The sequence below is a fragment of the Hymenobacter aranciens genome (assembly GCF_030580865.1).
Lineage (GTDB): Bacteria > Bacteroidota > Bacteroidia > Cytophagales > Hymenobacteraceae > Hymenobacter > Hymenobacter aranciens.
This window is the reverse complement of sequence record NZ_JAUQSY010000002.1, coordinates 165,996-188,892: the sequence shown is the minus strand read 5'-3', so window position 1 is coordinate 188,892 and position 22,897 is coordinate 165,996. Positions and strand designations below refer to the sequence as shown.

Annotated in this window: 33 protein-coding genes and 1 tRNA gene; 7 read left to right on the top strand and 27 right to left on the bottom strand. The window is 58.3% G+C overall.

Annotation, left to right across the window (positions count from 1 at the left end; all coding sequences use genetic code 11):
* Positions 1-19 precede the first annotated feature (19 nt).
* From pnp to Q5H93_RS03020, 4 genes are all read right to left on the bottom strand, one after another.
* A complete protein-coding gene (gene pnp, locus Q5H93_RS03035) occupies positions 20-2,167 on the bottom strand; it encodes a polyribonucleotide nucleotidyltransferase (RefSeq protein ID WP_305005009.1) in 2,148 nt (715 codons plus the stop codon).
* A 182-nt stretch (positions 2,168-2,349) separates the two neighbouring features.
* Positions 2,350-2,625 (bottom strand): 30S ribosomal protein S15, encoded by a 276-nt coding sequence (gene rpsO, locus Q5H93_RS03030; protein WP_305005008.1) that lies wholly within the window; start codon positions 2,623-2,625, stop codon positions 2,350-2,352.
* 174 nt (positions 2,626-2,799) lie between these two features.
* On the bottom strand, positions 2,800-4,251 hold the full coding sequence (locus Q5H93_RS03025) for an LptF/LptG family permease (RefSeq protein WP_305005007.1): 1,452 nt from the start codon (positions 4,249-4,251) through the stop codon (positions 2,800-2,802).
* A gap of 133 nt (positions 4,252-4,384) precedes the next feature.
* Positions 4,385-4,798 (bottom strand): START-like domain-containing protein, encoded by a 414-nt coding sequence (locus Q5H93_RS03020; RefSeq protein WP_305005006.1) that lies wholly within the window; start codon positions 4,796-4,798, stop codon positions 4,385-4,387.
* A gap of 128 nt (positions 4,799-4,926) precedes the next feature.
* On the opposite strand from Q5H93_RS03020, the gene Q5H93_RS03015 reads away from it, so the two are divergent.
* Both Q5H93_RS03015 and Q5H93_RS03010 read left to right on the top strand, forming a co-directional pair.
* Positions 4,927-5,000, top strand: a tRNA-Met gene (locus tag Q5H93_RS03015).
* An 87-nt stretch (positions 5,001-5,087) separates the two neighbouring features.
* Complete coding sequence (locus tag Q5H93_RS03010) at positions 5,088-6,221, top strand: tyrosine-type recombinase/integrase (RefSeq protein ID WP_305005005.1); 1,134 nt, start codon at positions 5,088-5,090, stop codon at positions 6,219-6,221.
* Between the two features lie 169 nt (positions 6,222-6,390).
* Here Q5H93_RS03010 and Q5H93_RS03005 read toward each other — a convergent pair whose 3' ends face one another.
* From Q5H93_RS03005 to Q5H93_RS02940, 14 genes are all read right to left on the bottom strand, one after another.
* Positions 6,391-7,932 (bottom strand): hypothetical protein, encoded by a 1,542-nt coding sequence (locus Q5H93_RS03005; RefSeq protein WP_305005004.1) that lies wholly within the window; start codon positions 7,930-7,932, stop codon positions 6,391-6,393.
* Positions 7,925-8,272, bottom strand: coding sequence for a hypothetical protein (locus Q5H93_RS03000; RefSeq protein WP_305005003.1), 348 nt, complete (start codon positions 8,270-8,272; stop codon positions 7,925-7,927). The genes Q5H93_RS03005 and Q5H93_RS03000 overlap by 8 nt, the downstream gene beginning before the upstream one ends.
* Before the next feature lie 9 nt (positions 8,273-8,281).
* Complete coding sequence (locus Q5H93_RS02995) at positions 8,282-8,557, bottom strand: hypothetical protein (RefSeq protein ID WP_305005002.1); 276 nt, start codon at positions 8,555-8,557, stop codon at positions 8,282-8,284.
* Between the two features lie 150 nt (positions 8,558-8,707).
* Positions 8,708-8,959, bottom strand: coding sequence for a hypothetical protein (locus tag Q5H93_RS02990; RefSeq protein WP_305005001.1), 252 nt, complete (start codon positions 8,957-8,959; stop codon positions 8,708-8,710).
* Positions 8,956-9,249, bottom strand: coding sequence for a hypothetical protein (locus Q5H93_RS02985; RefSeq protein ID WP_305005000.1), 294 nt, complete (start codon positions 9,247-9,249; stop codon positions 8,956-8,958). Before Q5H93_RS02985 ends, Q5H93_RS02990 begins: the two co-directional genes overlap by 4 nt.
* Before the next feature lie 47 nt (positions 9,250-9,296).
* A complete protein-coding gene (locus Q5H93_RS02980) occupies positions 9,297-9,905 on the bottom strand; it encodes a glycoside hydrolase family 73 protein (protein WP_305004999.1) in 609 nt (202 codons plus the stop codon).
* A complete protein-coding gene (locus Q5H93_RS02975) occupies positions 9,905-10,846 on the bottom strand; it encodes a hypothetical protein (RefSeq protein WP_305004998.1) in 942 nt (313 codons plus the stop codon). Before Q5H93_RS02975 ends, Q5H93_RS02980 begins: the two co-directional genes overlap by 1 nt.
* Positions 10,847-10,849: 3 nt before the next feature.
* Positions 10,850-11,533 (bottom strand): hypothetical protein, encoded by a 684-nt coding sequence (locus Q5H93_RS02970; protein WP_305004997.1) that lies wholly within the window; start codon positions 11,531-11,533, stop codon positions 10,850-10,852.
* A 4-nt stretch (positions 11,534-11,537) separates the two neighbouring features.
* Positions 11,538-11,933, bottom strand: coding sequence for a hypothetical protein (locus Q5H93_RS02965; RefSeq protein WP_305004996.1), 396 nt, complete (start codon positions 11,931-11,933; stop codon positions 11,538-11,540).
* Positions 11,934-12,156: 223 nt separating this feature from the next.
* On the bottom strand, positions 12,157-12,822 hold the full coding sequence (locus Q5H93_RS02960) for a hypothetical protein (RefSeq protein ID WP_305004995.1): 666 nt from the start codon (positions 12,820-12,822) through the stop codon (positions 12,157-12,159).
* 64 nt (positions 12,823-12,886) lie between these two features.
* The gene (locus tag Q5H93_RS02955; protein WP_305004994.1) at positions 12,887-13,294 is read right to left on the bottom strand and encodes a hypothetical protein; all 408 of its coding nucleotides are present in this window, start codon (positions 13,292-13,294) and stop codon (positions 12,887-12,889) included.
* Between the two features lie 54 nt (positions 13,295-13,348).
* Complete coding sequence (locus Q5H93_RS02950; protein WP_305004993.1) at positions 13,349-13,513, bottom strand: hypothetical protein; 165 nt, start codon at positions 13,511-13,513, stop codon at positions 13,349-13,351.
* A gap of 38 nt (positions 13,514-13,551) precedes the next feature.
* Positions 13,552-15,465: a transglutaminase-like domain-containing protein gene (locus Q5H93_RS02945; RefSeq protein ID WP_305004992.1), complete on the bottom strand. Its 1,914-nt coding sequence runs from the start codon at positions 15,463-15,465 to the stop codon at positions 13,552-13,554.
* A gap of 35 nt (positions 15,466-15,500) precedes the next feature.
* A complete protein-coding gene (locus tag Q5H93_RS02940) occupies positions 15,501-16,151 on the bottom strand; it encodes a hypothetical protein (RefSeq protein WP_305004991.1) in 651 nt (216 codons plus the stop codon).
* Positions 16,152-16,306: 155 nt separating this feature from the next.
* Here Q5H93_RS02940 and Q5H93_RS02935 point away from each other — a divergent pair, with 155 nt between their 5' ends.
* Complete coding sequence (locus Q5H93_RS02935) at positions 16,307-16,510, top strand: hypothetical protein (RefSeq protein WP_305004990.1); 204 nt, start codon at positions 16,307-16,309, stop codon at positions 16,508-16,510.
* Positions 16,511-16,624: 114 nt separating this feature from the next.
* Here Q5H93_RS02935 and Q5H93_RS02930 read toward each other — a convergent pair whose 3' ends face one another.
* From Q5H93_RS02930 to Q5H93_RS02890, 9 genes are all read right to left on the bottom strand, one after another.
* Positions 16,625-16,948 carry a hypothetical protein gene (locus Q5H93_RS02930; RefSeq protein WP_305004989.1) on the bottom strand — a complete coding sequence of 108 codons (324 nt, stop codon included), beginning with the start codon at positions 16,946-16,948 and terminating at the stop codon, positions 16,625-16,627.
* Positions 16,949-16,951: 3 nt separating this feature from the next.
* Positions 16,952-17,338, bottom strand: coding sequence for a DUF3127 domain-containing protein (locus tag Q5H93_RS02925; RefSeq protein ID WP_305004988.1), 387 nt, complete (start codon positions 17,336-17,338; stop codon positions 16,952-16,954).
* Between the two features lie 182 nt (positions 17,339-17,520).
* Entirely contained in the window at positions 17,521-18,636 is a 1,116-nt protein-coding gene (locus Q5H93_RS02920) for a replication initiation factor domain-containing protein (RefSeq protein WP_305004987.1), read from the bottom strand.
* A gap of 194 nt (positions 18,637-18,830) precedes the next feature.
* Positions 18,831-19,064: a hypothetical protein gene (locus Q5H93_RS02915; RefSeq protein ID WP_305004986.1), complete on the bottom strand. Its 234-nt coding sequence runs from the start codon at positions 19,062-19,064 to the stop codon at positions 18,831-18,833.
* Between the two features lie 234 nt (positions 19,065-19,298).
* Positions 19,299-19,832 carry a hypothetical protein gene (locus Q5H93_RS02910; RefSeq protein ID WP_305004985.1) on the bottom strand — a complete coding sequence of 178 codons (534 nt, stop codon included), beginning with the start codon at positions 19,830-19,832 and terminating at the stop codon, positions 19,299-19,301.
* Between the two features lie 260 nt (positions 19,833-20,092).
* The gene (locus tag Q5H93_RS02905; RefSeq protein ID WP_305004984.1) at positions 20,093-20,539 is read right to left on the bottom strand and encodes a glucosaminidase domain-containing protein; all 447 of its coding nucleotides are present in this window, start codon (positions 20,537-20,539) and stop codon (positions 20,093-20,095) included.
* Positions 20,536-20,748 carry a hypothetical protein gene (locus Q5H93_RS02900; RefSeq protein ID WP_305004983.1) on the bottom strand — a complete coding sequence of 71 codons (213 nt, stop codon included), beginning with the start codon at positions 20,746-20,748 and terminating at the stop codon, positions 20,536-20,538. The genes Q5H93_RS02905 and Q5H93_RS02900 overlap by 4 nt, the downstream gene beginning before the upstream one ends.
* On the bottom strand, positions 20,745-20,873 hold the full coding sequence (locus Q5H93_RS02895; RefSeq protein WP_305004982.1) for a hypothetical protein: 129 nt from the start codon (positions 20,871-20,873) through the stop codon (positions 20,745-20,747). The genes Q5H93_RS02900 and Q5H93_RS02895 overlap by 4 nt, the downstream gene beginning before the upstream one ends.
* Before the next feature lie 10 nt (positions 20,874-20,883).
* Positions 20,884-21,219 carry a hypothetical protein gene (locus tag Q5H93_RS02890; RefSeq protein WP_305004981.1) on the bottom strand — a complete coding sequence of 112 codons (336 nt, stop codon included), beginning with the start codon at positions 21,217-21,219 and terminating at the stop codon, positions 20,884-20,886.
* 27 nt (positions 21,220-21,246) lie between these two features.
* On the opposite strand from Q5H93_RS02890, the gene Q5H93_RS02885 reads away from it, so the two are divergent.
* The 4 genes from Q5H93_RS02885 to Q5H93_RS02870 are packed head-to-tail and all read left to right on the top strand — an operon-like array spanning position 21,247 to position 22,881.
* Positions 21,247-21,660, top strand: a complete 414-nt coding sequence (locus tag Q5H93_RS02885) for a helix-turn-helix domain-containing protein (RefSeq protein ID WP_305004980.1) — start codon at positions 21,247-21,249, stop codon at positions 21,658-21,660.
* A gap of 20 nt (positions 21,661-21,680) precedes the next feature.
* Positions 21,681-21,977 (top strand): hypothetical protein, encoded by a 297-nt coding sequence (locus Q5H93_RS02880; RefSeq protein ID WP_305004979.1) that lies wholly within the window; start codon positions 21,681-21,683, stop codon positions 21,975-21,977.
* A gap of 13 nt (positions 21,978-21,990) precedes the next feature.
* Positions 21,991-22,617 (top strand): hypothetical protein, encoded by a 627-nt coding sequence (locus tag Q5H93_RS02875; RefSeq protein ID WP_305004978.1) that lies wholly within the window; start codon positions 21,991-21,993, stop codon positions 22,615-22,617.
* Positions 22,618-22,629: 12 nt separating this feature from the next.
* On the top strand, positions 22,630-22,881 hold the full coding sequence (locus Q5H93_RS02870) for a hypothetical protein (protein ID WP_305004977.1): 252 nt from the start codon (positions 22,630-22,632) through the stop codon (positions 22,879-22,881).
* The last annotated feature ends 16 nt before the right edge of the window (positions 22,882-22,897 follow it).

The window sequence follows — 22,897 nt, the reverse complement described above, 5'->3', positions numbered from 1 at the left end:
TCGTCCTACCACAACGTTCTTAGTTAGCAGCTTCGGGCTTCGGCAGCAGCACTTTGCGCGACAAGCGGTACTTGCCCGTCTTCTTGTCGATGTCCACCAGCTTCACGTCGATGTCCTGACCCACTTCCAGCAGGCCCTCCAGCGTGGCAATGCGCTCGTGCGTCACCTCCGAGATGTGCAGCAGGCCGTCCTTGCCGGGCATGATTTCCACGAAGGCACCGTAGGGCTGGATGCTGCGCACCTTGCCTTTGTAGGTTTCGCCCACTTCCGGCTGCGCCGCGATGGCCCGGATGCGGTCGATGGCACCCTGCATGTCTTCCTGGTTGGAGGCGTAGATGCTCACGTGGCCCTTCTCGTCCTTCTCCTCGATGATAACCGTGGCGTTGGTATCCTTCTGAATCTGCTGGATAACCTTGCCGCCCGGCCCGATAACGGCACCGATAAACTCTTTATCGATGAGCATTTTGTGCGAGCGCGGGGTGTGGGGCTTCAGCTCCGGCGCGGGGGCGTTGATGGTCTTGGCCATCTCGCGCAGGATGTGCAGGCGGCCTTCGCGGGCCTGGTGTAGCGCGGCAGTCAGAATCTCGTTGCTCAGGCCCTGGATTTTGATATCCATCTGGCAGGCGCAAATCCCTTTCTCGGTGCCGGTGACCTTGAAGTCCATGTCGCCGAGGTGGTCCTCGTCGCCCAGAATGTCCGAAAGCACGGCGTATTCACCGGTTTCCTTATCCTGCACGAGGCCCATGGCGATGCCCGCCACGGCCGAGCGCACTTTCACGCCCGCATCCATCAGCGCCAGCGAGCCGGCGCATACGGTGGCCATCGAGCTAGAGCCGTTCGACTCCAGGATGTCCGACACGATGCGGATGGTGTAGGGGTTTTCCTCGTCGGAGGGCAGCACTTGCTTCAGCGAGCGCAGGGCCAAGTTGCCGTGACCGATTTCGCGGCGACCGGCACCCCGGTTAGGCTTCACCTCGCCGGTCGAGAAACCGGGGAAATTGTAGTGCAGCATGAATTTCGAGTAGCCCTTGGTGAGGGGCTGGTCGATGATTTGCTCGTCGAGCTTGGTGCCCAGCGTCACGGTGGTGAGGCTTTGCGTCTCGCCGCGGGTGAAGATGGACGAGCCGTGCGCGCCCGGCAGGTAGTTGATTTCCGACCAGATAGGACGGATTTCGGTGAGCTGGCGGCCGTCGAGGCGCACGCGCTCCTTCACCATCATGTCGCGGATGGCTTTCTTCTCGGCCGAGCCGTAGTAGCGGCTGAACATCTTCATGTCCAGCTCCGGCTGCTCGGCAATCAGCTTATCGAGGAACGCTTTTTTAACGCCCGAGAAGCCTTCCTTGCGGCCGGCTTTGCTGGTGTTGCCACCGCGGGCCACGTCGTAAGCACCTTTATAAATGCCTTCGTGGATGAGCTTTTTCAGCGCGTCGTTTTCCTCGTACTTGGGATACTCGCGGGGCTGGGCGTCGGGCGTGCGGCCGACGGCAGCAGCCAGCTCCAGCTGCATAGCCACCTGGGCTTTAATAGCTTCGTGACCGAAGTTGATGGCTTCCACCATTTCTTCCTCGCTCACTTCCTTCATTTCGCCTTCCACCATGGCTACCGAGTCGCCGGTGGCACCCACCATCAGGTCGATGTCGGCGCGGGCCAGGTCGGAGGTTTTGGGGTTGATTTGCAGCTTGCCGTCGATGCGAGCCACGCGCACTTCCGAAATCGGGCCGGCGAAGGGAATGTCGGTGATGGCAATAGCGGCCGAGGCGGCCAGGGCGGCCAGGGCGTCGGGCTGCACCTCTTTATCGGCCGAAATCAGCGAAATCATCACCTGCACCTCGTAGTGATAGTCCTTGGGGAACATCGGGCGCAGGATACGGTCGACGAGGCGGCAAATCAGGATTTCGTAATCGCTCAGGCGGCCTTCGCGGCGCTGGAACGAGCCGGGAATCTTGCCGGCCGAGCCGAATTTCTCCTGGTAATCAACCGACAGCGGCAGGAAGTCGATGCCTTCGCGCTGGCTGGGAGCCGAAACGACGGTAGCGAGCAGCATGGTGTCGCCGAGGCGCACCACGACGGCGCCGTCGGCGAATTTGGCCAGCTTGCCGGTTTCGATGGTGATGGCGCGGCCGTCGGGCAGCGTCACGGATTTGGTAATGACGGTGGGTTGGGACATAGGGAGTTCAGACATGAGACGTGGCAGCGAAAAAACGTGGGAACCGGCAGCTTGGCGAGCAGGGCAGCCCGGCACCGTGCCGGTTTCCCCCGTCTCATGTCTAACGTTCCCCCGTTTCGGAAATAGCATAAAAAAGAGTAGGGAACCTTCGGCTGAAGGTCCCCTACTCTCTTAATTTGGGCTTACTTACGGATGCCCAGCTCCTTGATAATCGCGCGGTAACGGTTGATTTCCGTATTCTGCAGATAATTCAGCATGCTACGGCGCTTACCAACCAGCTTCAGCAGGCCCAGGCGGGTGCTGTGGTCTTTCTTGTTCACTTTCAGGTGCTCCGTCAGGTGGTTGATGCGGTGCGTGAACAGAGCGATTTGCGATTCGGCCGACCCAGTGTCGGTTTTCACGTGTTGCAGGCTGTTTTTTTCGAAAAGAGCCTGTTTAGCTTCGGTGGTAAGAATCATCGGTTGATAGGAGGCTACTCCCGTCTTGGATTTAAAGATGAAAAAATAAAAAACGTTTTACCCCATAGTTCGGGGTGCCGCAAAGGTACGGTGTTTTTTTGGGGAATGAAAGAGGCTGTTGGATTTCCTTGTCCCGTCATTTTTCCCTACGCTCAGGATGACAAGACAAGGAAATTACGCCGGCTCCACTTCCGGCTCGGTGATTTTGCGCAGTGCCGGAATGCCCAGCCGCTGCGGCAGCCGCCGCCAGAAATCTATTTCCAGCAAACCAGAGTCATTGTAAGCTTGGTAGAGGAAAAACAGCCCTACCGGCAACAAAACCAGGTTCGACAGCCACATGCCCAGCCCTACCGGCAGCACGAACTCCTTGCCGTACTTCTCGCCCATGATACTGAGCACATAGTAGATAATAAAGAACAGAATAGCCACCAGAATGGGCACGCCCAGACCGCCCTTCTTAATAATGGCTCCGAGCGGCGCGCCAATGAGGAACATCATCAACACGGCCACCGACTGCGCGTATTTGCGGTAAATCTCGATGCGGAACATGGCGGAGTTGCGCATTGAATCATCCTGGCGCTCAGCGGCGGAAACGACCTGGGCACGGGCGTTACGGGCCCGGTTCTGGCCCGCCTGGATAATGGTTACGGTAGGCGCGGGCAGACGGGAGGCGGGTACCTGCAGGTGCTCCACCTTACGGTTGGCAGCCCGGCCGAGGGTATCGAAGCGGAAGTAAGTGTAGTAGCCGTCGAGCTGGCGGGGCAGTTGCAGACGCTCCACATGCAGCTTCCGGCGCATGGAGTCGTCGGCGTATTTCAGCTGATTGATGTTGAGCATCATGCGGTTTTCCTTGAATAATTCCTTGGGGGTCATACCCAGGCCGAAGGAAGCCATCGAAAACGTGATGGTATTATGCGTGAAGCCCTGGCGAATGAAGCTGGCACCGGCGCGATTCTGCACGTCGGGCTGCTCGACGTAGCTGTGGCCGTTGAAAAGCTCGAAGCACAGGTAGGCGCCGTTGAAGCGGCTGAACATGCGGCCCGAGTCGGCCAGCATCACGGTGGCGTTGCCGGATTTCTGGGTGTGGTCGTATATCATCACCCCGTGCAGCCGGTCGCCGTTTTCGCCGGTTTTCTTATCTACCTTAATAGTATAACCCGGAATGCCGCTGTAAAACACGCCTTCGCGGATGTCGAGGGCCAGCTTTTGCTGGCGCACGTCCCAGAGCAGGCTGTAGGCGTTGAGGTTAGCCCAGGGCACTACGTTTTCATTAAACCAGAAAGCGGCCCCGGCCAAGCCAATGCTCACGAGAAATACCGGCCGCAGAATGCGCGTGAGGGCAATGCCCGAGGCCTTGATGGCCGTCAGCTCGTGGTGCTCGCCGAGGTTACCGTAGGTCATGAGCGACGACAGCAGCACGGCCAGCGGCAGCGACACCGGCACGATGAGCACGCTGAAATAAAACAGCAGTTTCAGCAACACCGCCGCGCCCAGGTCCTTGCCGATGATATCGTCGAGGTATTTCAGCAGCGTGTGGGTGAGCAGAATGAACTGCACCACGGCGAAGGTGAGCAGAAACGGCCCGGCGAAGGCCTTCAGAATGAGTTTATCGAGCTTTTTCAGCATACGTTCTTCACAAGACTCAGGCAGCGGCCCGGCCGGCTAACAGACAAGCGCGCGAACTCCAACGTTCGCGCCGGAGCCAGCGGCCCGGGGCACAAACGCAAAGTTCGCGCGTTAATTGTATTTGAAGGGCTAACTAGCCGCCCACCTGCTCCCGAAGCTTATAAACCAGGCTTTCCCACATTTCCTGCTGCTCTTCGGCTTCCACGGTGGGCGAATAATCGACCACCCGCAGGTACACTTCGTCGGTCACTTCGGAGTAGTCGAGCGAAAACTCCAGGGAGTTGGCGTCGGCGATGGGCTGACGGCGGTCGTCGAGGAAGACGAAGCGCACGGCCTTATTGAGGCGCTGGGTGGCGATTTCGGCGTAGTGGTTTTCGCGGTCCCAGATAAAGTTGAAGCGTTGTCCTTCCACGTAGCGCACGTCGTCGCAAAACCAGCGGGCCAGGCCCGAGGCCGTGGAGAGGTAGGGAAAAAGAATTTTCGGCGACGCGTTGATGGGGTATTCCGCCACGAAGCGGGTTTTATTGTGAGTATCAGGCAAAGTCATCCAGCTAAGAAAAAGAAAGCCATTTTGCCGCGAATTTAAGGCGCGGAAATCGGGCAGGAAAAACAAGTTTTTTGGCCTCACGGCTTGCATAGGCGGTTTTTCACCGTACCTTTGCACCCACAAAACCCGGCGGGGTAGCTCAGTTGGTTAGAGCACAGGATTCATAACCCTGAGGTCACGAGTTCAACTCTCGTCCCCGCTACATTCAGAAACCGCGTTGGCAGTATTGCCAGGGCGGTTTTTTTGTTGTCAAAAGTTTTTTATCACAGAATTTACACAGACGAAAAAAATGCTACCCCCCGACCGTAAACCCCGGCTATTCGACGCCGAAGGAGACATGACTAAGCGGTGGTACATTGATTTTCAGATTTGGGATACTGACAAACAGAAGTACGTACGGAAGCAGTACACCGGCATGAACAAGTATCGCAGCCTGACGGAAAGGCGGCGGCACTCTAATGCGAAGCTACGCGAAATTACCCAATTGCTATTAGATGGTTTCACGGCTGGCACCACACCGGCCGTAAACATTGGATTGCCCAAAAACCCTACGGTGCTCGATGCAGTGAAGCTCGTGACTGAGCGCAAGCTGGCGAGCGGCCGCAAGCATGAAAATTACCCGCGACTGCTACGTGAGCTGACGTCGTTCCCCCCGCTGGCCAATGCGGCACTGGAGCACGCCCGGCCGGTGAATGTGCTGGCTTTCTTGGATAACTTGGCAGCGCGTGGGATGGAGCCCAAAACCTACAACGGTTATCGTGACACCCTATCAGCCGTGTTCAACTACCTGCTAAAGTTGGAGGCAGTGAACCGTAACCCGGTGCGGGGCGTGGACCGGCGCAAGGTGGTAGCTAGTGATATGCACCAACCTTACACCGAACAGCAGCGGCAAGCCATCCGGGAGGAAATAGCCCGGCGTGATGATGAACAGTTGCAATTGTTCATTTCCTTCGTGTATTACTGCTTCATCCGGATTGGCAGCGAACTGCGATTGCTGCAGGTCCGCGACCTGCTACCTGGTACAGTGCGGGTGCCGGGCTCGCGGGCCAAAAACGACCAAGCCGAACACGTAGCCATTCCCCGCCAATTGGAAGCCCTGATACAACAATATGGGCTACGCTCCTACCCTGCCGACTTTTACGTGTTCACGAAGGGCCGTAAGCCCGGCCCGGTAGCAGTAGGCAAAAACTGGTTTGCGAAGCGGCATCGGGCCATCCTCGCGGCTGTCGGCCTTGATAACGGGAACTACACGATGTACGGCTACAAACACACCGGTGCAATTAATCTTTACCTAGCCACAAAGGATATTGAACTGGTGCGGCGGCACTGCCGACACACTCACGCTGGCATCACGGCAACCTATCTGCGCAAACTTGGGGCACTGCACGACGGCGGTGCGATAGACGCAATGCCGGACTTTTGACAGCAGCACACCCGGGCGCCGGCGCCGGTGGCTTTCCCCAGGGCGAAAGTAGTGACAGCAGCAAAGCCCGAGTTTTCGACTCGAGCTTTTCCACGTGTAAAAAGTGTGACAGCATTCTGTGAGCCTGACCAGCTGCGTGCACGTATTTTTTGACAGCAAACTAAGGCCGCTACTTCGGCAACTGGTACTGATAATCTATCCGGCGTTGCCGCAGCAGCGAATCCACGAGGCCGAAAAACTTCTTCGGAATAACGACCACAAACACCGGCAGCGGGGCCCTGACGACGATTTGCGGCTCTACGGCCTCCAAGTCGAGCAGTAGCCGGGTCACCTTCTTTTCGTCGGCATACACGCGGAAGGCCGTAAACTGGTCTTGGTCGTTGTAGCCAACGGCCTCCAAATGCTGACGGATGAGGTACAGCATTTCTTCCAGGTCGCGGAAGTCGCCGGCCTCCACCGTCAGGCCGGGGAAGTAGCGCGGACCGTCGCGGCGCACGTCGCCGGGGCCGAACAGGCCGGGCGCGGCTTCTGCCTGGCCCAAGTCACGGCGCAGGCGCTGCATTTCCAAATCTATCAGCTGGCCTTGCTCCTTCAGCTTTTCGCGTTCTGTATCGGTGTACACGCGCAGGCCGCGGTCGGTGGTGCGCAGGCGGTCGGTGATGGTAGCGCGGAACTTGGCGAGGGCTTCGAGGTGCCGGTAGGTTTCGGCCTGCGCGCCGCGTTTGGCCAAGTCCTGAAGATTGACGCAGCCGCCCCGGTCGCACTCGGGGAATAGCCGGGCCTTGCCCCAGGCCAGCCGCTTTTCAATTTCGGTTTCAAAATCCTCGCGGGTGATGCGGTGATTTTTGGCGTCCGAGTAGAAGAAGTTGAAACAGTCCGTTTCGTGGGTGTTGGTGAAGTCGGCGACATGGCGGCCGCGCAGCTGGCCCACCCACAGGGCGAATTTTTCGAGGTAGGGGAATTCGGTGCGGTTGTCTTGGCCAAGCGTCGCCACGAACAAGCCGCCCGGGGCCAAATGGCTCCACGCTTCCAACTTCGACTGCTTCCCTTTGAACGCCTGGCTGAGCTGCGTTTTCTTGGCGGGCTTCAGGTTGCGGGCTTCGTCGCCGTCGCGCATCAGGCGGTAGGCGGCCAGGTCCTCCACCAAGTTTTCAGCCGTCGCGGCGCGGTTGGCATCGACGCGGGCAAACTGGATTGCTTCGGCTTCGGTGCCGGCGAAGAAGCGGGCCGGGATGGTGCGGGCCTTGCGCCGGGCCATGCCCTCATACCGGCTGTGCCCGCTGAGCATGTAGGCGCGGCCATCCTGGGCCGGGTCGCGCCAGAGTACCACCGGGTCGAACTTGTTGGGGTCGTAGTGGCGGGCCACGGCTTCGGCGCTCAACTCCGAAAAGGCGTCGGTGCGGTTTTGGAAGCGGGCGGGGTCGAGGCTGATTTCCTTCAGCGGAAATTCGACGGCTACGCAGTCGGCCGGCTCCCCCACCGGGGCGTCGGCACACTTGCCACCGCACGAGGGGCAGCCGATAGCGCCGTGCTGCCGGGCGTACAAAACTTCGACGGCCGCTGCTGTGCGGGCCAAGCCGGCCTGCTCAGCGGCGGCCGCCACTAGCTTCTGATAATCGGGGTCGGCTTCGCTGAATCCGGCTTGACGCTGTAGGGCTAGTTGCTTCGCATAAGGCAACGCATCAAACCATCGTTTGTACTCACTAAACATCGGTTTTAAGCTGTACTTTATAACCAATCAACATCGTATCTTCTGTAGCCTGATAATGGGTGAAAATCATAACGCCGCCAGAAGCCTCAAGTGTGGCGGGCTGAATAGATGCAAATCCGGGCCCGAATGGCAATACTAGGCTAGTGACACCTGGCATGCCACTGGCGCATATAGCTTTGACAATGTAGACTTCTGCTGGTGCACCAACATTTCCGACCTCGTTGCCATTGGCCAGCATCAGCACCACAGGCGTAGTATCGCCAAGTGCATATGAAGCCAGAATCTTGGCCAATTCATACAGCGGTCCGCTGCCCTCTACCGCATTGTCCGAAATGAGCATACCCTTGCTTTAAATTTTGGAAAGAAAAACACGCTCAACCAACGCCGTAGCGCTGCCGGTAGAAATCTCGAACGACTTCTGGATGATGGTCCGCACATCGCCCGTATCCATCCCCCAACTCTTGCCGGCCGCCACCTTAAAGGCCATACCGCTTACGTTGAGCGTCAGTGGGGCCGTCGTGCTCCGGTTGCGAATGCGGATAGCATGACAGTTGGTGACTATTTCGCCCGAGTAGCCGGCGGGCAATTCTACCACTTCCGGCCGGGCTTCAAATTCTGGTTGCATGGCTGCTGTCATTTTCGGCCGTGCAGCTGCACGTGGCCAGGTTGATTTGCTGTCACTATTGGGCGCCTGGCCGGCCGCGCGGCCGGCGTTTTGCTGTCACGCTTTTCTCCTCGAGGAAAACTGCAGCGCGAACGGCCGGCTTTTTTGCTGTCAGCCGTCGGCGCCTGGCTCACCGATGCCGCGCTGCTCAGTGTCGGCACTGCTGTCATATGCCGGCGTGGCGCCGGGCGAGTTGCCCCCCGGGCCGTAGAGCAGGAAGGGTATCACGAGCACGGTTAGGGGCTCAATGTCATGCAGGTTGCATTTGCCCAAGTACACGAAAGCCAGCAGGGCCGACATGAACAGAATACCCCACAGGGTGCTGACGGGGTGCCCGCCGATGTTGCGTAGTTTGAAGCTCATAGCGAATTTATGTCAATGCCCAAGGCTTTGTAAATGATTTTGTCCAGTGCATTGAGGATGCGCCGGAATGACTTATTTTCTTCCTTCACCTCATTGAGTTGAGAACTCAGCAAGTCGTTCAACTGCTCTTGGGCCTTGCGGTCTTCCTTCAGCGCCGATACTTCCGTAGTGAGGTTGCTCACTGTGGTATCGAGCTGCTGCATGGTTCGCGTAGTGAACCAGCCGACAATTACTATCAGCAGGCCCACCACGCTGCCCAACCCCGTCAGGATATATTCAATCACACTCATTGGTCACGCTGATAAATACACGCTGATAAATAGAGGTAGAGCGCCTGCTATTTAGGCTGGGGCGTTGGATTCTGGCCGGCGACTGTACCACCAGAGGCCGGCGAGGAGGAGGAGCCCAAGGCCGCCGCCGGCTGCGGCACGGGCTTTTTTGCAAAGTCGGGCCGGCTGAACTCCCGAATCATGCTCACCAGCTTACCGGCGTATTCGGGGTCTGTGGCGTAGCCAGCTTTGGCAATGGCCCGGGCGAAGGCTTCGGCGTCGTGCTTCACGGCGAAGGCCGGCTTATAGCGCGGGTTCACCACCAAGAAACGGGCGTGTTCGTCGTACGCCTGCTGCGGGCTGTCGTACTTGCAGAAGTAGGCTTCACAATCGTAGCGGTATTTCCCATCAGCCCGCTTCGTTACCGAATAGACTTTTGGGTATTTCACCGTGGTAGTGCTATGTACTTCCCACGTGCGCTGCAGCTGCGTTGCTCCTTTCCACCCGGCCCAGGGCTTTACCCCGAACAGGTTAAAGCCTTTGTTTTTATTGTTCCAGCCACCTTCGAAAACGTGTTGGGCCAATGTCACCAGCGCGGGAACGCCGTACTTCTTTTCAGTGGCAAGGGCTAACGGGTACCACTTGCCGAACCATGCGATTTTCTCAGCCCACGTCATTACAGTAACACTTTAGCAGCGAGAAAGACGACACCACCCCACTTTATGAGGTCAGCAAATTGCCCTACCACGCCGGTTTCTTTCTTGTCGTTTTCGGTCACGGCAGCGGCCGCGCCTTTGTCCATGAGATTCTGCCCAACTTCCACAAGTTCTGCTTCTGCTGCTTTGCGTTGCTCAGGAGGCAAGCCGTTAAGCCAAGCTTGTACTGTTTCGGCTTTCCCAAAATCCTCAATAGAAGCTTTCGCATCGGTGGTATAGTGTTTAGCAGCCATTGACCACGTAATGCTAGACACTAATGCAATACCGGCTACCACTCCTACCCCAATCGCCCAGGCGGCAAACGGAATAGCACCGACACCCTGCACACCTACACCATACCAACGCCGAATAGCTGCGGGCTTGAATACCAAGTGAAGCGGGTCAATAAAGCTTGTCACCTTGATGACATCCTTTGAGGCCATTAGGCGGCGCTGCCGGTCTTTCATCCGAAGCTCAAGGCGTTTCTGCTCGTTCAGAATACTGTCAGTATTCGGCCCACTGATGCGCTTACCCATCAAATCGAGCATCACCCGATTACGAGCCAGTACCTTGCCTAGCGTGATTTCATTCTGCACGTAAGCCTTCACCAACGCCTCCCCCTCATTCGATTTGAAGGCATCAACTGGCTTCGGCCCCAGTAGGTCATACCGCACCCAGCCGGCCTTGCCCTTGCTGTCCGTTACTTCCAGCCAGCCCGGGCCGGTGCCGGTGGCGGGCACGAGCTGGCGGCCGGTGCCGGTGCCCAGCGCGGCCGGGCGCGAGGCCGAACGCAGTACGCCGGCTTCGCGCATGTCGGGCTGGCCGGCGGCCGTGAGACGGCGCACCCGAACACCGCTGCCCTTGGGATAGACTGCTGCACCACGAAAGCGGGTATTGGTACCAAGTTTATAAGCCGTTGCCATAGGTTACAGCATCATTTTAAGTTGATTGATAACGGCCGGTTGGGTCCGGGCCTTTTCGCCGATTTGCTTCAGGAAGGTGAAGGTTTCGGCTTCGGTGCCGCCCAGCGCCGCGTGAATAGCCTCCACGGTTTCCTGCACAATGGCGCTTTGCTCGTCGCTGGCCCCGGCTACGGCCGGGGCGCTGCTCGTGCCGGCTACGGCCGGCGCGGGCAGGGTTTTGGAATTTTGGAACAATTGGTTGATTTGCCCCACGGCGTTAATCAGTTTGTCGGTGCCGTCCGGCTGGTCGGCTTTCTGCTTCAGGGCCTTTATCTGCTCTTCATAGCCGCGCTTAATGTCGTTAAGCGCAATCTCATTCCTCATTTGCTGCATCTCCATTTGTAAAGCAGCAATCTGCGAGCCGGCGGGGTCAGCCCCGATGCCGCTCACGGCTCCTTCGGCGGCCCTGAAAAAGCTGAAGCTAGCGGGGTTGCGGTTGGCGGCGCTGTTCTTCTTGTGGGTGACGGTGTAGCGGCCCGGCCCCAGCTTCTGGAAATCCTTCTCAAAGCGTAGCAGGGCCGCTTCTACGGTGGCGCCGTTTTCGTCGTCGGGCGCAAACGACAGGTTGGTACCGGCGCCCGTAATGGTGTAGAACCGGGCGCCGGCATCCTCCAGCGTTTCCAGACAGTCGCCTAGGTTGCGAAACATCGGCCTACTCGTAAATAATGGTAAGCAGAATCGACTTACCGTTGTCGTCGTTAGCCATTGCGGCCGACGGATACACCACGGCCGATTTCGTCCAGTCGATATCAGGCGAATCAATCCACGTGATGCCGCTCACCGAAATAGACGGGTCGAGCAACGACAGCGGGAAGGCATCGTGAATCACCTCGTTTTTGCTATTCACGAGTTGCAGGTAGGCAAATCCCACATTTGCCGCCAATGCATTCCCCACCGGGGCATATGCGCCGGTGACGTTCATCCGGGTAATGATTGCCAGGATGCGGCGACCGGCCAGCGTGGATTGATTGCCGATTGCGGTTCGGACGCTGCCATTCACCTTCAGGTCGATGGTTAGGCTGTTCTTGAGGGTCCGGGACTGTATCATAATGCTGTCATTTTTGCCGGCGCAGCTGCGCCAGGCCTGGTTGAATTGCTGTCAAAATTTTGCGCTGCAGCGCCGGCGCCCTGGGTGAAATGCTGTCACTTCTTGCGCCCTGGATGACGTCGAGGACGCAGCTCAGGGGCGGCGGTGCTGTCAGCCGGCACCGCAAAAGCCCCGACCGCGAACGGCCGGGGCTTTTTCTCTCGGTGGAGTAGCTGCCGGTGGGCTACGAGTTGAGGCCCGCGCCGCCGGGGATGATGAAGCCATCCAGCAGCAGTACCACGCGCACATCGAAGGCGGCATCTACGGCGGCCCAAGCCGCCGCAACGCCGTCGAACGTCGGCACCGACAGGGTGAAGGTGTTCTTCTTAGTGCCGCGCAAAACCAGGTTCGGTTCCACGTTCACCATGCCGTCGTCGGCGCTGGACTGCGACGGGCCGGTGAAGGCTTCGGCCACCACGATACCGGGCGTTTGCGGCACATGACGGAACCGGCGCGTCGAAAAGCGGTCCATCATTACTTGTTGGTCAATTTGCACTTTCAGGGTGCCATTGAAGAAGGCTTCCAGGTCTTGCGCACTCACGGCACCGGCCTGCACTAGCGCATGCTGGCAGGGGAAAGCCAGCAGTACGCCGCTGCCCGGCTTGGTTTTGCGCTCCACCAGCAGCTTCAGGCCAATACGGTTGGCAACAAAGGCGTCTTTGATGCTCAGCAGCGTTTCAGTTTTGCGGACGCCAGCGCGCTGCTCGTTGAATTCGAAGGTATAAACGCCGTTATTGTTGACCAATACAGCTTCTTCGCGCAGGGTGGCGAGGGTAGGAATGGTGCCTTGCGGTGCCATCTTCAGCACCTTGTCGTACAGGGCGCGGTCACGAGTGCTAATGTTTTGCACGGTGTTGAAAAGTTAGATTGTTGCTGATAAAACCGGGGGCGGGGCCACCGCTACCGGTGTATTACTAGAGCGAGTTACCCCCACCCACCACCCCTGCCACATCGTATTCGGCGCCGCTCACGAAACCCTGCTCGTCCACATCGCCCACTTCGTCGTCGGCGGCGTCGCCCACTTCGTAGTCGCCATAGGCGCCGGCCACATCCTCGGTGCCGCTGATGAGAGAGGGGAACTGCTCGGTTATGATGCCGTTGATGCCTTTCACCATTACAGCGTCGCCAGCGAAGCCAATGAGGGGGTTTCGCTTGCCGAGCAGGTCCGGTCCGAGTGCGCCCACGGCGATAATCGCCACGTTCGACAGCATGCCGGAAAGGCCCAGCTTACTGATGCCCTTTTGCACGAAGCCGGCGGCTACCGTGCCGGCAGCCAGGCCCGCTACTTTGGTGCCCAGTCCTTTGAAATTGATTTGTTTCACGGTTGTGAATGTTAGACGGTTGATGATTGCTTTCTAGCTCTTTGCGCCGCTTTACTAGCGTTTTTTGCGCAGGCTGTCCAGCTTTTTCTTTTTCGCGTCGCGCTCCGACTTCGCTTTCTCGAGCTCTTTCTTTTTCTCGATTTTTTTCAACTCTTTGTTGATTTGGGAATCGAGTTTCCGCGAGCTGGATTTAACACCAGCAATTGCACTGCGTGCCATAACATTAGGGGTATGAAGGTGAATGAAAAAATGAAGTGTTACAAGTAGTTACCGATGCCCGAAATCTCTTCTTCGAGGGGCTCGCCTTCTTCGGCCGAGGCGTACTCGTCGCCGGCGCCGTAGTCATCACCGGGGGCGTAGTCCGTCGATTCGTCGGCGTAGTCGGTGGGCGCTTCGGCCTCCGAGTAGTCCGGTTCGGGCAGGGGGGCATCCACCGGCGTATCGGCAGGCTCGTTGTCCACGGCGTACTGCGTGGCGGCCTCCTCCGCCTCCTGGGCCATTTCGTTGGTGTAGGTGTCGGGCTCTTCGCCGCGCTGGCTGGCCGGCTTGGTGGCGGCGTGGGCCTGCACCTTGCGGACCACTTTGGCCGGGGCGGCTTCGAAATCCGCTTCGGGGTCGGGCATGTCGCTGGCGCTGGGCGTCTCGTCGGCGCTGGCTTTCTTGCCGAACACCGAGGCCAGTTTCTTGATGAGGTCGAGCGCCATCGGCACCAGCGCCAGCAGCGGGGCCACACCGATACCCGAAATGGGGCCCTTCACGCTCTTCGCCAGAATCTGCTCCGGCGTGCCGCCCATCTTCCGCTGAATACCCGTCCGCACGATTTTCAGGAAGTGGGCTTCCTTCATGCCGATGGTGTTGGTGATGAACCGGGCGAAGCTCAGCGCTTTCTTGCGCTTGCGGGCGGCGGCGGCTGGCAGGCTAGCGATGGTGCTCTGGTTCGTCACGAACAGGTAGAGGAACATCGGCGCCATTTTCGGCAGGAAGACTTCCAGCACGCCCTTGGCCAGCAGGCGCATGGGCAGCGTGGCTACCTTCAGCGCAAATTTGCCCGCTTTCACTACTGCTTTGCCGGTGGCTTTGGCCGCTTTTACGACCACCTTACCAGTGGCTTTAGCGGCTTTTTTGATAGCGCCGCCGGCCTTTTTGGCAACGGCTTTTACCTTCTTGAAAACCTTTTTCAGGAAGCCGATGCGGCGCTCTTCCCGGTCGGCCCGGTAGGCATACAGCGACGGCACCCCGTTCACCTGGGGCATCACGCTACGCACCCAATTCGGGGCCTTGCTGACTACTTTCTTCTTCAGCAGCGCGAGCGGGCTGAATTTGTCATGCAGCTTGGCCAGCGGGTTTACTGCGCTCCGGATTTTCCTCAGCTTCGACTTAAGCTTGCTGAGGAAGGCACCCACGGCGGCCGGGCCACCGTGCAGGGCCGCCAGGGCTTCGGTGTAGTCGTCCACGGCGGCCTGATGGTCGCCAACAGAAACGCTACCGATGCCCATCACGCGGGCAGCCGTGTTGCGTTCTACTTCAGCCCCTTGGCGCATAAGCTTCAGGGTCATTTCCTCGTTGGTTTCGAAGCCGTGAATACCCAGCGGGGTTTCGTTGCGGCGGATGCGGCGGCCAGGCCGACCGGCGCGGCCGGGGCGCAGGGTGCGGCGGCGGTCAGCCTGGCCGATGCCGCTCACGCGGATGATTTCAGTCATGTGGTCCTCGTGGTAAGTGTAGGGCTTCTCTTGATTGAAGCGGGGCAGGCAGGCATCGAGCACCACGAGCGGGCCGCCTTCTTGGGGCCAAGCCACACTGTACACGTGCGTTACATTCTGGCTGTTCCGGCTGAAGGAGACGAAGCGAAACGCGCTTCGAATGCCTAGGCAGCGCAGCAGGTCGTTCGTCAGAATGGCGTAGCCCTTGCAGTCGCAATACCCGCTGCCGATGGTGGCGGCGGGGGTTTTGATGAATTGCTTACCGGGCGGGTCGAGCTGGTAGGCGATATTTTTCCGCACGAAGCGGTACACGTTCGCGCAGCTTTCGGCTGGGGTGGCGCCGCGCAGCTGCTCCGCCAGGCGGGCCGTTTGGCCGGCGCTTTCGCGGCTCACGGCCCGCACCTCCGAAATGATTTCGGTGGTGATGCCGTCGCGGTGAATCGTCCGCACTACGCCGGTAGGTGGGGCCACGAGGCCCTGAGCTTGTAATAGCGTCGCGCTTCGCATTATCGGCGGGGGGCACTCGTGGCATATTTCTTCTTAGCCGGCGCGGCCTTCTTCTTGGCGGGCGCGGCTGCTTTCTTCTTGGGTGCCGCAGGCTTGGCCGGCGTTTTCGCGGCGGGCTTGGTCGTGGGGGCAGGCTTGGCCGGGGCCGCTGGAGCTTTCGCGGCAGGCTTGGGCGGCGTAGTGGCGGCCGCTGTCTTGCGCGGGTCGTAGGCGGCCAAGGGCACCTGAATGTCACTCAACGGGGCTTCGATGCCCTCCACCGTCAGGAAGCCCGAAATGTCCAGAATGGGCAGCGGCTTATTGGCCAGCAGCAGCGGCACCAGCTTTTGCAGCACGGCCAGGCCGCGCACGTTCACCGGAAATTCCTGCACCGGCTGGCTGCCGGGGGCGATGGCAAATGCCAGGTTGGCGTAGCAGTCGCCCAGCAGCGTGCCGGCCTGTTTGATGTTCAGCCGCACGCTGTTCACTTTGAACGACTGCGACGACGGATTGAGGAAACGCACCGCAATGCGCAAATCCACGGTGGCCGGCAGCGTGAACTTGTGAACCCGCACGCCTACCACCTCATAGTCGAGTTTTTTCGCGCCGGCGCCCTTGTTGTAGAGGGCATAGGCAGCGAGGGCACCGAGAGGAAGTAGAAACTTGAGCACAGCGGGTGGATTTGTTAGCAGGGTCCAAATCTGCAACCTCCCCAGATGCCTTGTCAGGTTATGCCGTTTATTTCAGTTTATGCCGCTTAATTCAGCTTCTGTCAGCTTGTGCCGAGTTTATTAGCTGAGTAACTTTGAGCCTTAATGTTATTCTAATGTCTGCGAAAACTACCAATCCGGCTCCTGTTGCTACCGAATCCAAGGGGAGCTTAGCTCGTGAATTCCGTGTTTCGGTGCGCACCTTCATGCGCTGGGTGAAGGATTGGAACGACGCACTGCCCGAGAATGAACGGCTCGACCTCACCAAGCGCATTTTCCGGCGCTCCGAAGCCGACATGATTCGCGCCGCGTTCTCCTGACCGCTGCAAAACCGCGTCGAAACCGCTGCACAACCGCGCCGAAACCGGCTACCAAACCCCATAAAAAAAGCCGCCCCACATGGAGCGGCTTTTTTGTGCCGTATCGGTCCGTTTCTACAGTTCGGGCGGGCGCAGAAACTTGCCGATGAGTTGCAGCGCACCTTGCAGTTGGCCTAGCTCAGTGCATTTGTCGTCATGCTTCTGCTTCCATTGCCGGGCGATTTCGTTCGCTTCGGTAATCTGCTGCTTCTGGTTGGCCTGAAAAATTTCCTGCTGGGCCAGCTTCTCGCGGGCCTTCACCAGTTCGCGCAGCAGCCCATTGATAGCTGCGTTCTCGGTGGCGTAGCGTCGGCTGGTGTCGTCACTCGTTAGCAACTTCAGCACGTCGGCTTCGAGCCGGAAGGTTTTCCGGCCGGTAGTTTCTGCGTCCGCTGCCATTGCTTAGAAAGGCAAATCGTTGTCGTCGTCGCTGGCAATCGGGGCGGCCGCTGGCTGAGCACGCGGGGCGGGGTTCTGAGCGGCCGGCCGCTGCTGGCTACGGTTCGGCGTATTGCCGGCGGGCTCAACGCGCCAGGCTTCGAGGTTGGTGAAGTAAATCATCTGGCCGTTTTTGTTGAAGCCACGGCCGCGTAGGGCGAAGGTCACCTTCACTTCGTCGCCGATTTGGTAGTTATCCAGCAGGGCGCACTTGTCTTGCACCAGCTGAAATTTAATGTGCTCGGGGTACTGCCCTTGCAGTTCCACGACAAATTCACGCTTGCGGAATTTCTCGCTTACTTGTTGCTCTTCGAAAATTTCGATGAGGGGGCCGGTCATGTCGTAGGCCATAATAGTGGGATTGGGGGTTGGGTTGGTTGATTGCTGCTGTCATTTGCACCGGTGCAGCAGCTCGCCGGCATTCTCTTTTGCTGTCACTATCGGCCGCGGCCAGGCTTCAGCTCGATTCGTTTTGCTGTCACTTCTTCCGTCCTGGAGCGCGTCGAGGGCGCAGCTCAGGCGCGGCCGTGCTGTCAATTGGGGGGCGGGGCGTAGCCTTTCAGAATATCCATCAGCCCACAGTGGCCCGCCCGGCCTCCCCCGTTGGGCATTCCGCGCCGGTCGGCCAGCTTGCCGTAGTGCTTCAGCCAGTCGGGCAGGCGGCGCGCCATCCACGGGTAGAGGTCGTAGCGCTCTATCTGCTCCTTCATCACCCCCAGGGCCTGCGGGCGCGAGTCGTCGGGTATAAGGTCGAGCACGATATCCTTCACCGTGAGATGCACGGCCATCTTCGCTTTGTAGCGGCCGTCGCTCAGGGCGCGGGGCACTTTCTCCAGCAGGCGGGCGCCCAGGGCGTCGAACGGTATCAGGTCGATGGGCTTCTGCCGGCTGACGTTCTGGTGGCCCTGCGTCTCGGTAAATTCGAAGTAATTGTGACAACCCGTCCGAAACAGGTCGAATAAGTAGCTGTAATCCGTCAGCTTATGGATTGCAAAATCCTTCACCTCCTTCACGGCCTTGCCCCTCATGCGTAGCTCCACGCGGTACACCGGGCAGTCGAGCCCACCATCCTGGAGCCCGTTGGCCTGCCAGTATTTGGCGATGTATGTTTTGTTGGAGCGCTCTAACTCTTTGGTTTTGTTGTAGACGCTGATTTGCTTCTCACTGGAGCCAGAGCCGATTTTAAAGTGGTCATACAGCATCGTCCGCTTGTCGAGCACGCCAGCCGTGAAGCGGGCCTTGCCCTTGTGGTGCACGGTTTTGTTCCACTCAAACTGTTTCTGGTAGAGGTTCAGAAACTCAATGATGTAATTCAGCCCGTCGAGGGCGATATCCAGCCGCGTCACGTTCTTCACGTGCAGGCCGCATGCCTGCACCACCGTTTGCAAATCCTCATACCAGTGGTCGGTATAAAGCAGGGCGTTGTCTACGTGTACCTGCACGCTGTCCGGCTTCAATCCTTTGCCCTCGCTGCGGGGGTTGGCGTGCAGGGTGCCGAATTTTTCGCCCCACAAGTACACGTTGAAGCTGTCGCGCATCATCGGCGTGCCCTTTCCGGTCCATTCCAGCAGTACCCCGTCGCCTTTTTCGATGTGCAGGGCCTCGTCGGAGCCCGATTCGATGTGCCCACGGCACATAATATCGAGCATATCCAGCGCCAACGTGAATAGGGGATTTTCAAGAGCGCCGCGAGAGGCGCGGTAAAGTTGACCCTTGTATAACTTGGCAGGGTCAACCCGTCCCGATTTGAGCGTTAGGCCGTTAGACTGTTTAAGAGAGACGCTCACCGTTTTTTGTAGTTTTCCGTGGAAATTAGTTTGTTCGGGCCGTGGCGGTGGCTCATTTATTCTTTTTCGGCCGGTAAGCGAGTGGGCCGCACTTCCAATAATTTCCCTTGCACAGCACCTTCGTTTGCAAGGCTTTGCATAGCGCGGTTGATAGCCTGAATGCGGCGCGTGGTGGCGCGGGCTTCCTTCCCTCCTGCTTGTAGCTGGGTTTGCTTGGTCAGCAGCAGTTGGCGCATTTCGCGGAGCTCGGTATCGGCTTCAGCGGCGCTCATGCGGGTAAAATCAGCCATTGCGGTAGCGGGTGGGATTGATTGCCGCTTGCGCGGCATGGATTTTTCTGGTCGTTTGGCACTCCCTCAGAGTGCCCCAGCTGTTCTGCTGTCATATTCGCCGGCGGCCGCAGCTGGCCAAGCGCCGGATTGCTGTCACTTCTTCGAGCTGCAGCGCCGGCGCCCGGGGCGAAATGCTGTCACTTGTGCCGTCCTGAACTGCGTCGAGCGCGCAGCTCAGGGGCGGCCGTGCTGTCATTCATCGTCGTCCATGCCCATGATTCGGCCGCAACCGGGGCAGACAGCGCAGTCCTCAACATCTGCCCCGCAGTCAGGGCACTCGTCGGCCTCGTGTTTGCCCCAGCCTTCACCTACCACGCCGCTTCCCCCACATTCGCCACAGGTACCGTAATCACTACCGTAGCTCTCCCCGCCGTAGCCCCCACATATCGGGCACAGCACCTCGTCGTCGTCGGGTTCGCTCGGGTGGGCGCGGCCGTCGGCCCCTTCGCCGTACACGTCCTCGTCGTCGCCTTCGGGGTCGAGCCCCAAAAAATCTTCTACCTCTTCGGCCTCCGGCTTCGGTGGGTAGATGGTAGCGACAAACGGCGAACCCTGATAAGTGCCAGTGTTGGCAATCCACGCGCCGCACCGGTCAATCGTGCTGGTTGCTTCGTCGTACTTGTGACGGGGCACTGATTGGTCAGCCAATGCCTCCTGCAAGGTGTCGAAGTAATGCTTGTTGCTGAAGGTGGGCGTTTCGTAAACAACGCTGTAGCGGTTGGACATGGCGGGAGTGATGAAGGCCGACCGGACTAGGGGCGGGGGGCGCCGGCCGGACGCCCCCCACTGCCACGACTTATAGACTGTGCTAGTCGCCAAAGCATTGAACAAAAGGTTGGTCACCCTTCGGTCGTGCCACCGCCTACGCTACCGGGTTGTCATCCCTGGCAGAGCCCGGGTACCCTCGGCGGTTGTGGTCCTGGGGGGTGTCGAACCCCCGCCCCGCTTCTCTCAATTGTGGGGTGCGCCAAGCCAGGACCGGTGTTCTACATCACATCAGAATTGAGAGCGGCGCCGCTGGCGAGCGGGGGCGCGTCGAGCCGGAGCCGGGCCACGTCGCCCGCGACGGCCCGGTGAATCTTCGCCAGGCTATCGGCGTAGGCGTGCTTCACGGCCTGGCTACCGCGCAGGTAGCTACTAAAAGCCACGGCCAGGCTGAATGCCCCCGCGTCGGTGCTCTTGGCAGTGGCGGCCGCGAACTTGGTGCTCATGCGCCGGGCGTAGGCCGTGAATCCGGCTTCGTCGCTGGTGAACACCATATGCTTCCCGTCCTTCAGGAATCCGAAGTAGTTGTGCCGGGCGGCGGCGCGGGCGTTGTTGGCTCCGGCCTCCTTCAGCGCGTGGGCGATGATAGCCACCGGTGACAAGCCGAATTGCTCGCCGACGGCGGCCGCCAGCGGCCAGAACTTGGTGACGAATTGCGGGCGGGTCATGGGCGCTTCAGGTGCAGGCGCTCGGCCAGCGGTTTTTCGGTGTAGCGGCGTTGCTTCTGTTTGGGGGCGGCGGCTTTCGCCAGCTTGCCGGCCTTCAGCACGAGGTGGAGCACGGTGGCCAGGCGGCCCAACTCGGGCACGGCCACGGTGGGCAACTGCTCTTGCAGTAGGTCGAGCAGCTCGGCGCGGGTGATGGGCTCGGCGTTCATCGGCGGCGGTGATTGAAGCGGACAATGAGCCAGCAGCCGCGCAGCACGGCCAGCACCACCACGATTTGAAAAAGCGTGATGAGCAGGCCGCGCAACCATTCCTGGGTTGATAGCTGGGTAAGCATGGCCCGGCGCTTAGGCGTTGTGGTCGAACTTCTGCGTGCCCTGGGCAGGCTCGGTGGCGGTGGCGTGGTCGTTCAGGTCCACGCCCGATTCGAGGAAGAAATCCCGATAGAGTTTGAACGACGAGGCCCGCATCCGCGAGACGTTGAAGGTGGCGGCCGTTTGGCTGTTGAAGGTAAACGGGTGGATGCTATTTTCCTTCAGTAGTGCTTGGAATTCAGCTCGGCGCACGCTGCCTAGCTCCGAATAGAGCTTCCAGAGAATGTTGCCTTCATCGGGACCACGGCGCTGCTTCTTTTTTCGGGCCGGAACTTTTTCAGCTTCGGCAGTTTGGCTTGCTGCTTGCATGAGTAAAATTTATTAGATTGGTTACGCTTGTTCTTTCAGTGCAACGGCAAATGTATTGCCAATGTTCTTGCATTGCAAGGAAACAAGCCAAGTCTTTTGATTATGGCTCACCAAGGCAAGATTTTGAAGAAGGCAGTAGAGCGGTCAGGAATGACCCAAGAAGAGGCTGCTTCTAAAATGGGTTACGCTACACGTCAAGCGTTTACAGCACTCTATCAGAAGGAGGAATTCAAGGAAACTCAGCTACAAAAGCTGATTCAGGTTTTCGGTCTAAGCCGCGAAATATTTTTCCCGAAATCATCGGCCGCAGAGCCAATTGCGGATGCTTCTTGCTGGCAGCAGCTTGTAGAAGCTCAGCGGACGATTATTGCGCTTCAGCAGCAAATCATTCAGATGAGCACGCCCAACATTAACGCGCCGAAGGTGCAAGAGACAGTATGAGCATCAAGCCTCTTCACATCTTGGGCATCTTCGCTCTAGCCATACTGATTAGTGGCGTCGCCTCATGGGCACATATTAAGTATGAAACCAGCATCCGCCGCGACCAGAAAAGCCGGGACATTGCCGAGTTCGCCATCCTGCTCAGCAAGCGCCTCCCCCAGCGCGATGCCGCTATGGCCGATGACATCATCAGCCGAATCCGCGAAGCCCACCCCGACGCCGAGAACCTAGATACCGACGACCTCGCCGACTACGACCAGCAAACGATGCTGGGGGATGATGGGGAGTACCACGGGGGGCGGATTATTGAACAGTAACTTGTTTAAAACAATGGCAATCAATAGAGAAAAGCGCAATGAGCTATTAGCACTTATCGAGAGCAAGAACATTGCTCCTGGCATTTGCATACTGAATAACAGACCCGGTCAGTGCCGGATTACCACGTCAGAACCTGGGTTTTGGTTCAGCATTCAAACCTCTGACGCTTTAGGTTATAACGTAGAATCTCGACCAGATGGTATGATAGTCGTGCACTATTGGGGGAGAACATGGGATGAAGTTGCTGATGCTTTTGCCCTTTGGCTTCAGTCGTTAACTGATGAATTAGGGGTTCCTGATAACTGGGCTACTCTTCAAGAAAAATCATCATTCTTAACTGATGACAATGATGTGTCTGACGAGCGCTTTTCAGCGCGTGAAATTGAGATACTAACTGAAAGAGTGCAAATTATTGAGGAACGCATCGCTGCATTAGACATACCAGCTGAGGCGAAGGAGGCTATTAGCGCTAATGTGCGTGAGGCCCCAAATGACGCTAAGATTCTTACTAAGAAAAAGTTTTACGACCTCTTGGTTGGTCAGGTAATCGGTCAGGGTTTCAAATGGGCCTTCACTACTGAACATGCAAATTCCGTGTGGCACGCGCTGGGCGGCTTCACTCAGATGCTTCTACACTAAACAATTCCTCAAATGGCACAAAAAGTAATCACTGTTACTGGTTTCGCTGATGCTCCTGTTAAGCAGCATTTTCAGGAGTTAGAATTTCCCAAAGTGAATGCAGCTATTGAAGCTGGCTACAGTGTGATTAAGATTTCACAATCTGGCTGTTCTACTGAAAAAACGGGCTGGTATGTTATCACCTTCCTTTTAGAGAAGGATGATGAAAACGATAAGTTGGTGGGTACCGGCCACGCTGAACGATTTGCTGAAAATATCAAATAGCCAAGTGGGCCGCCCC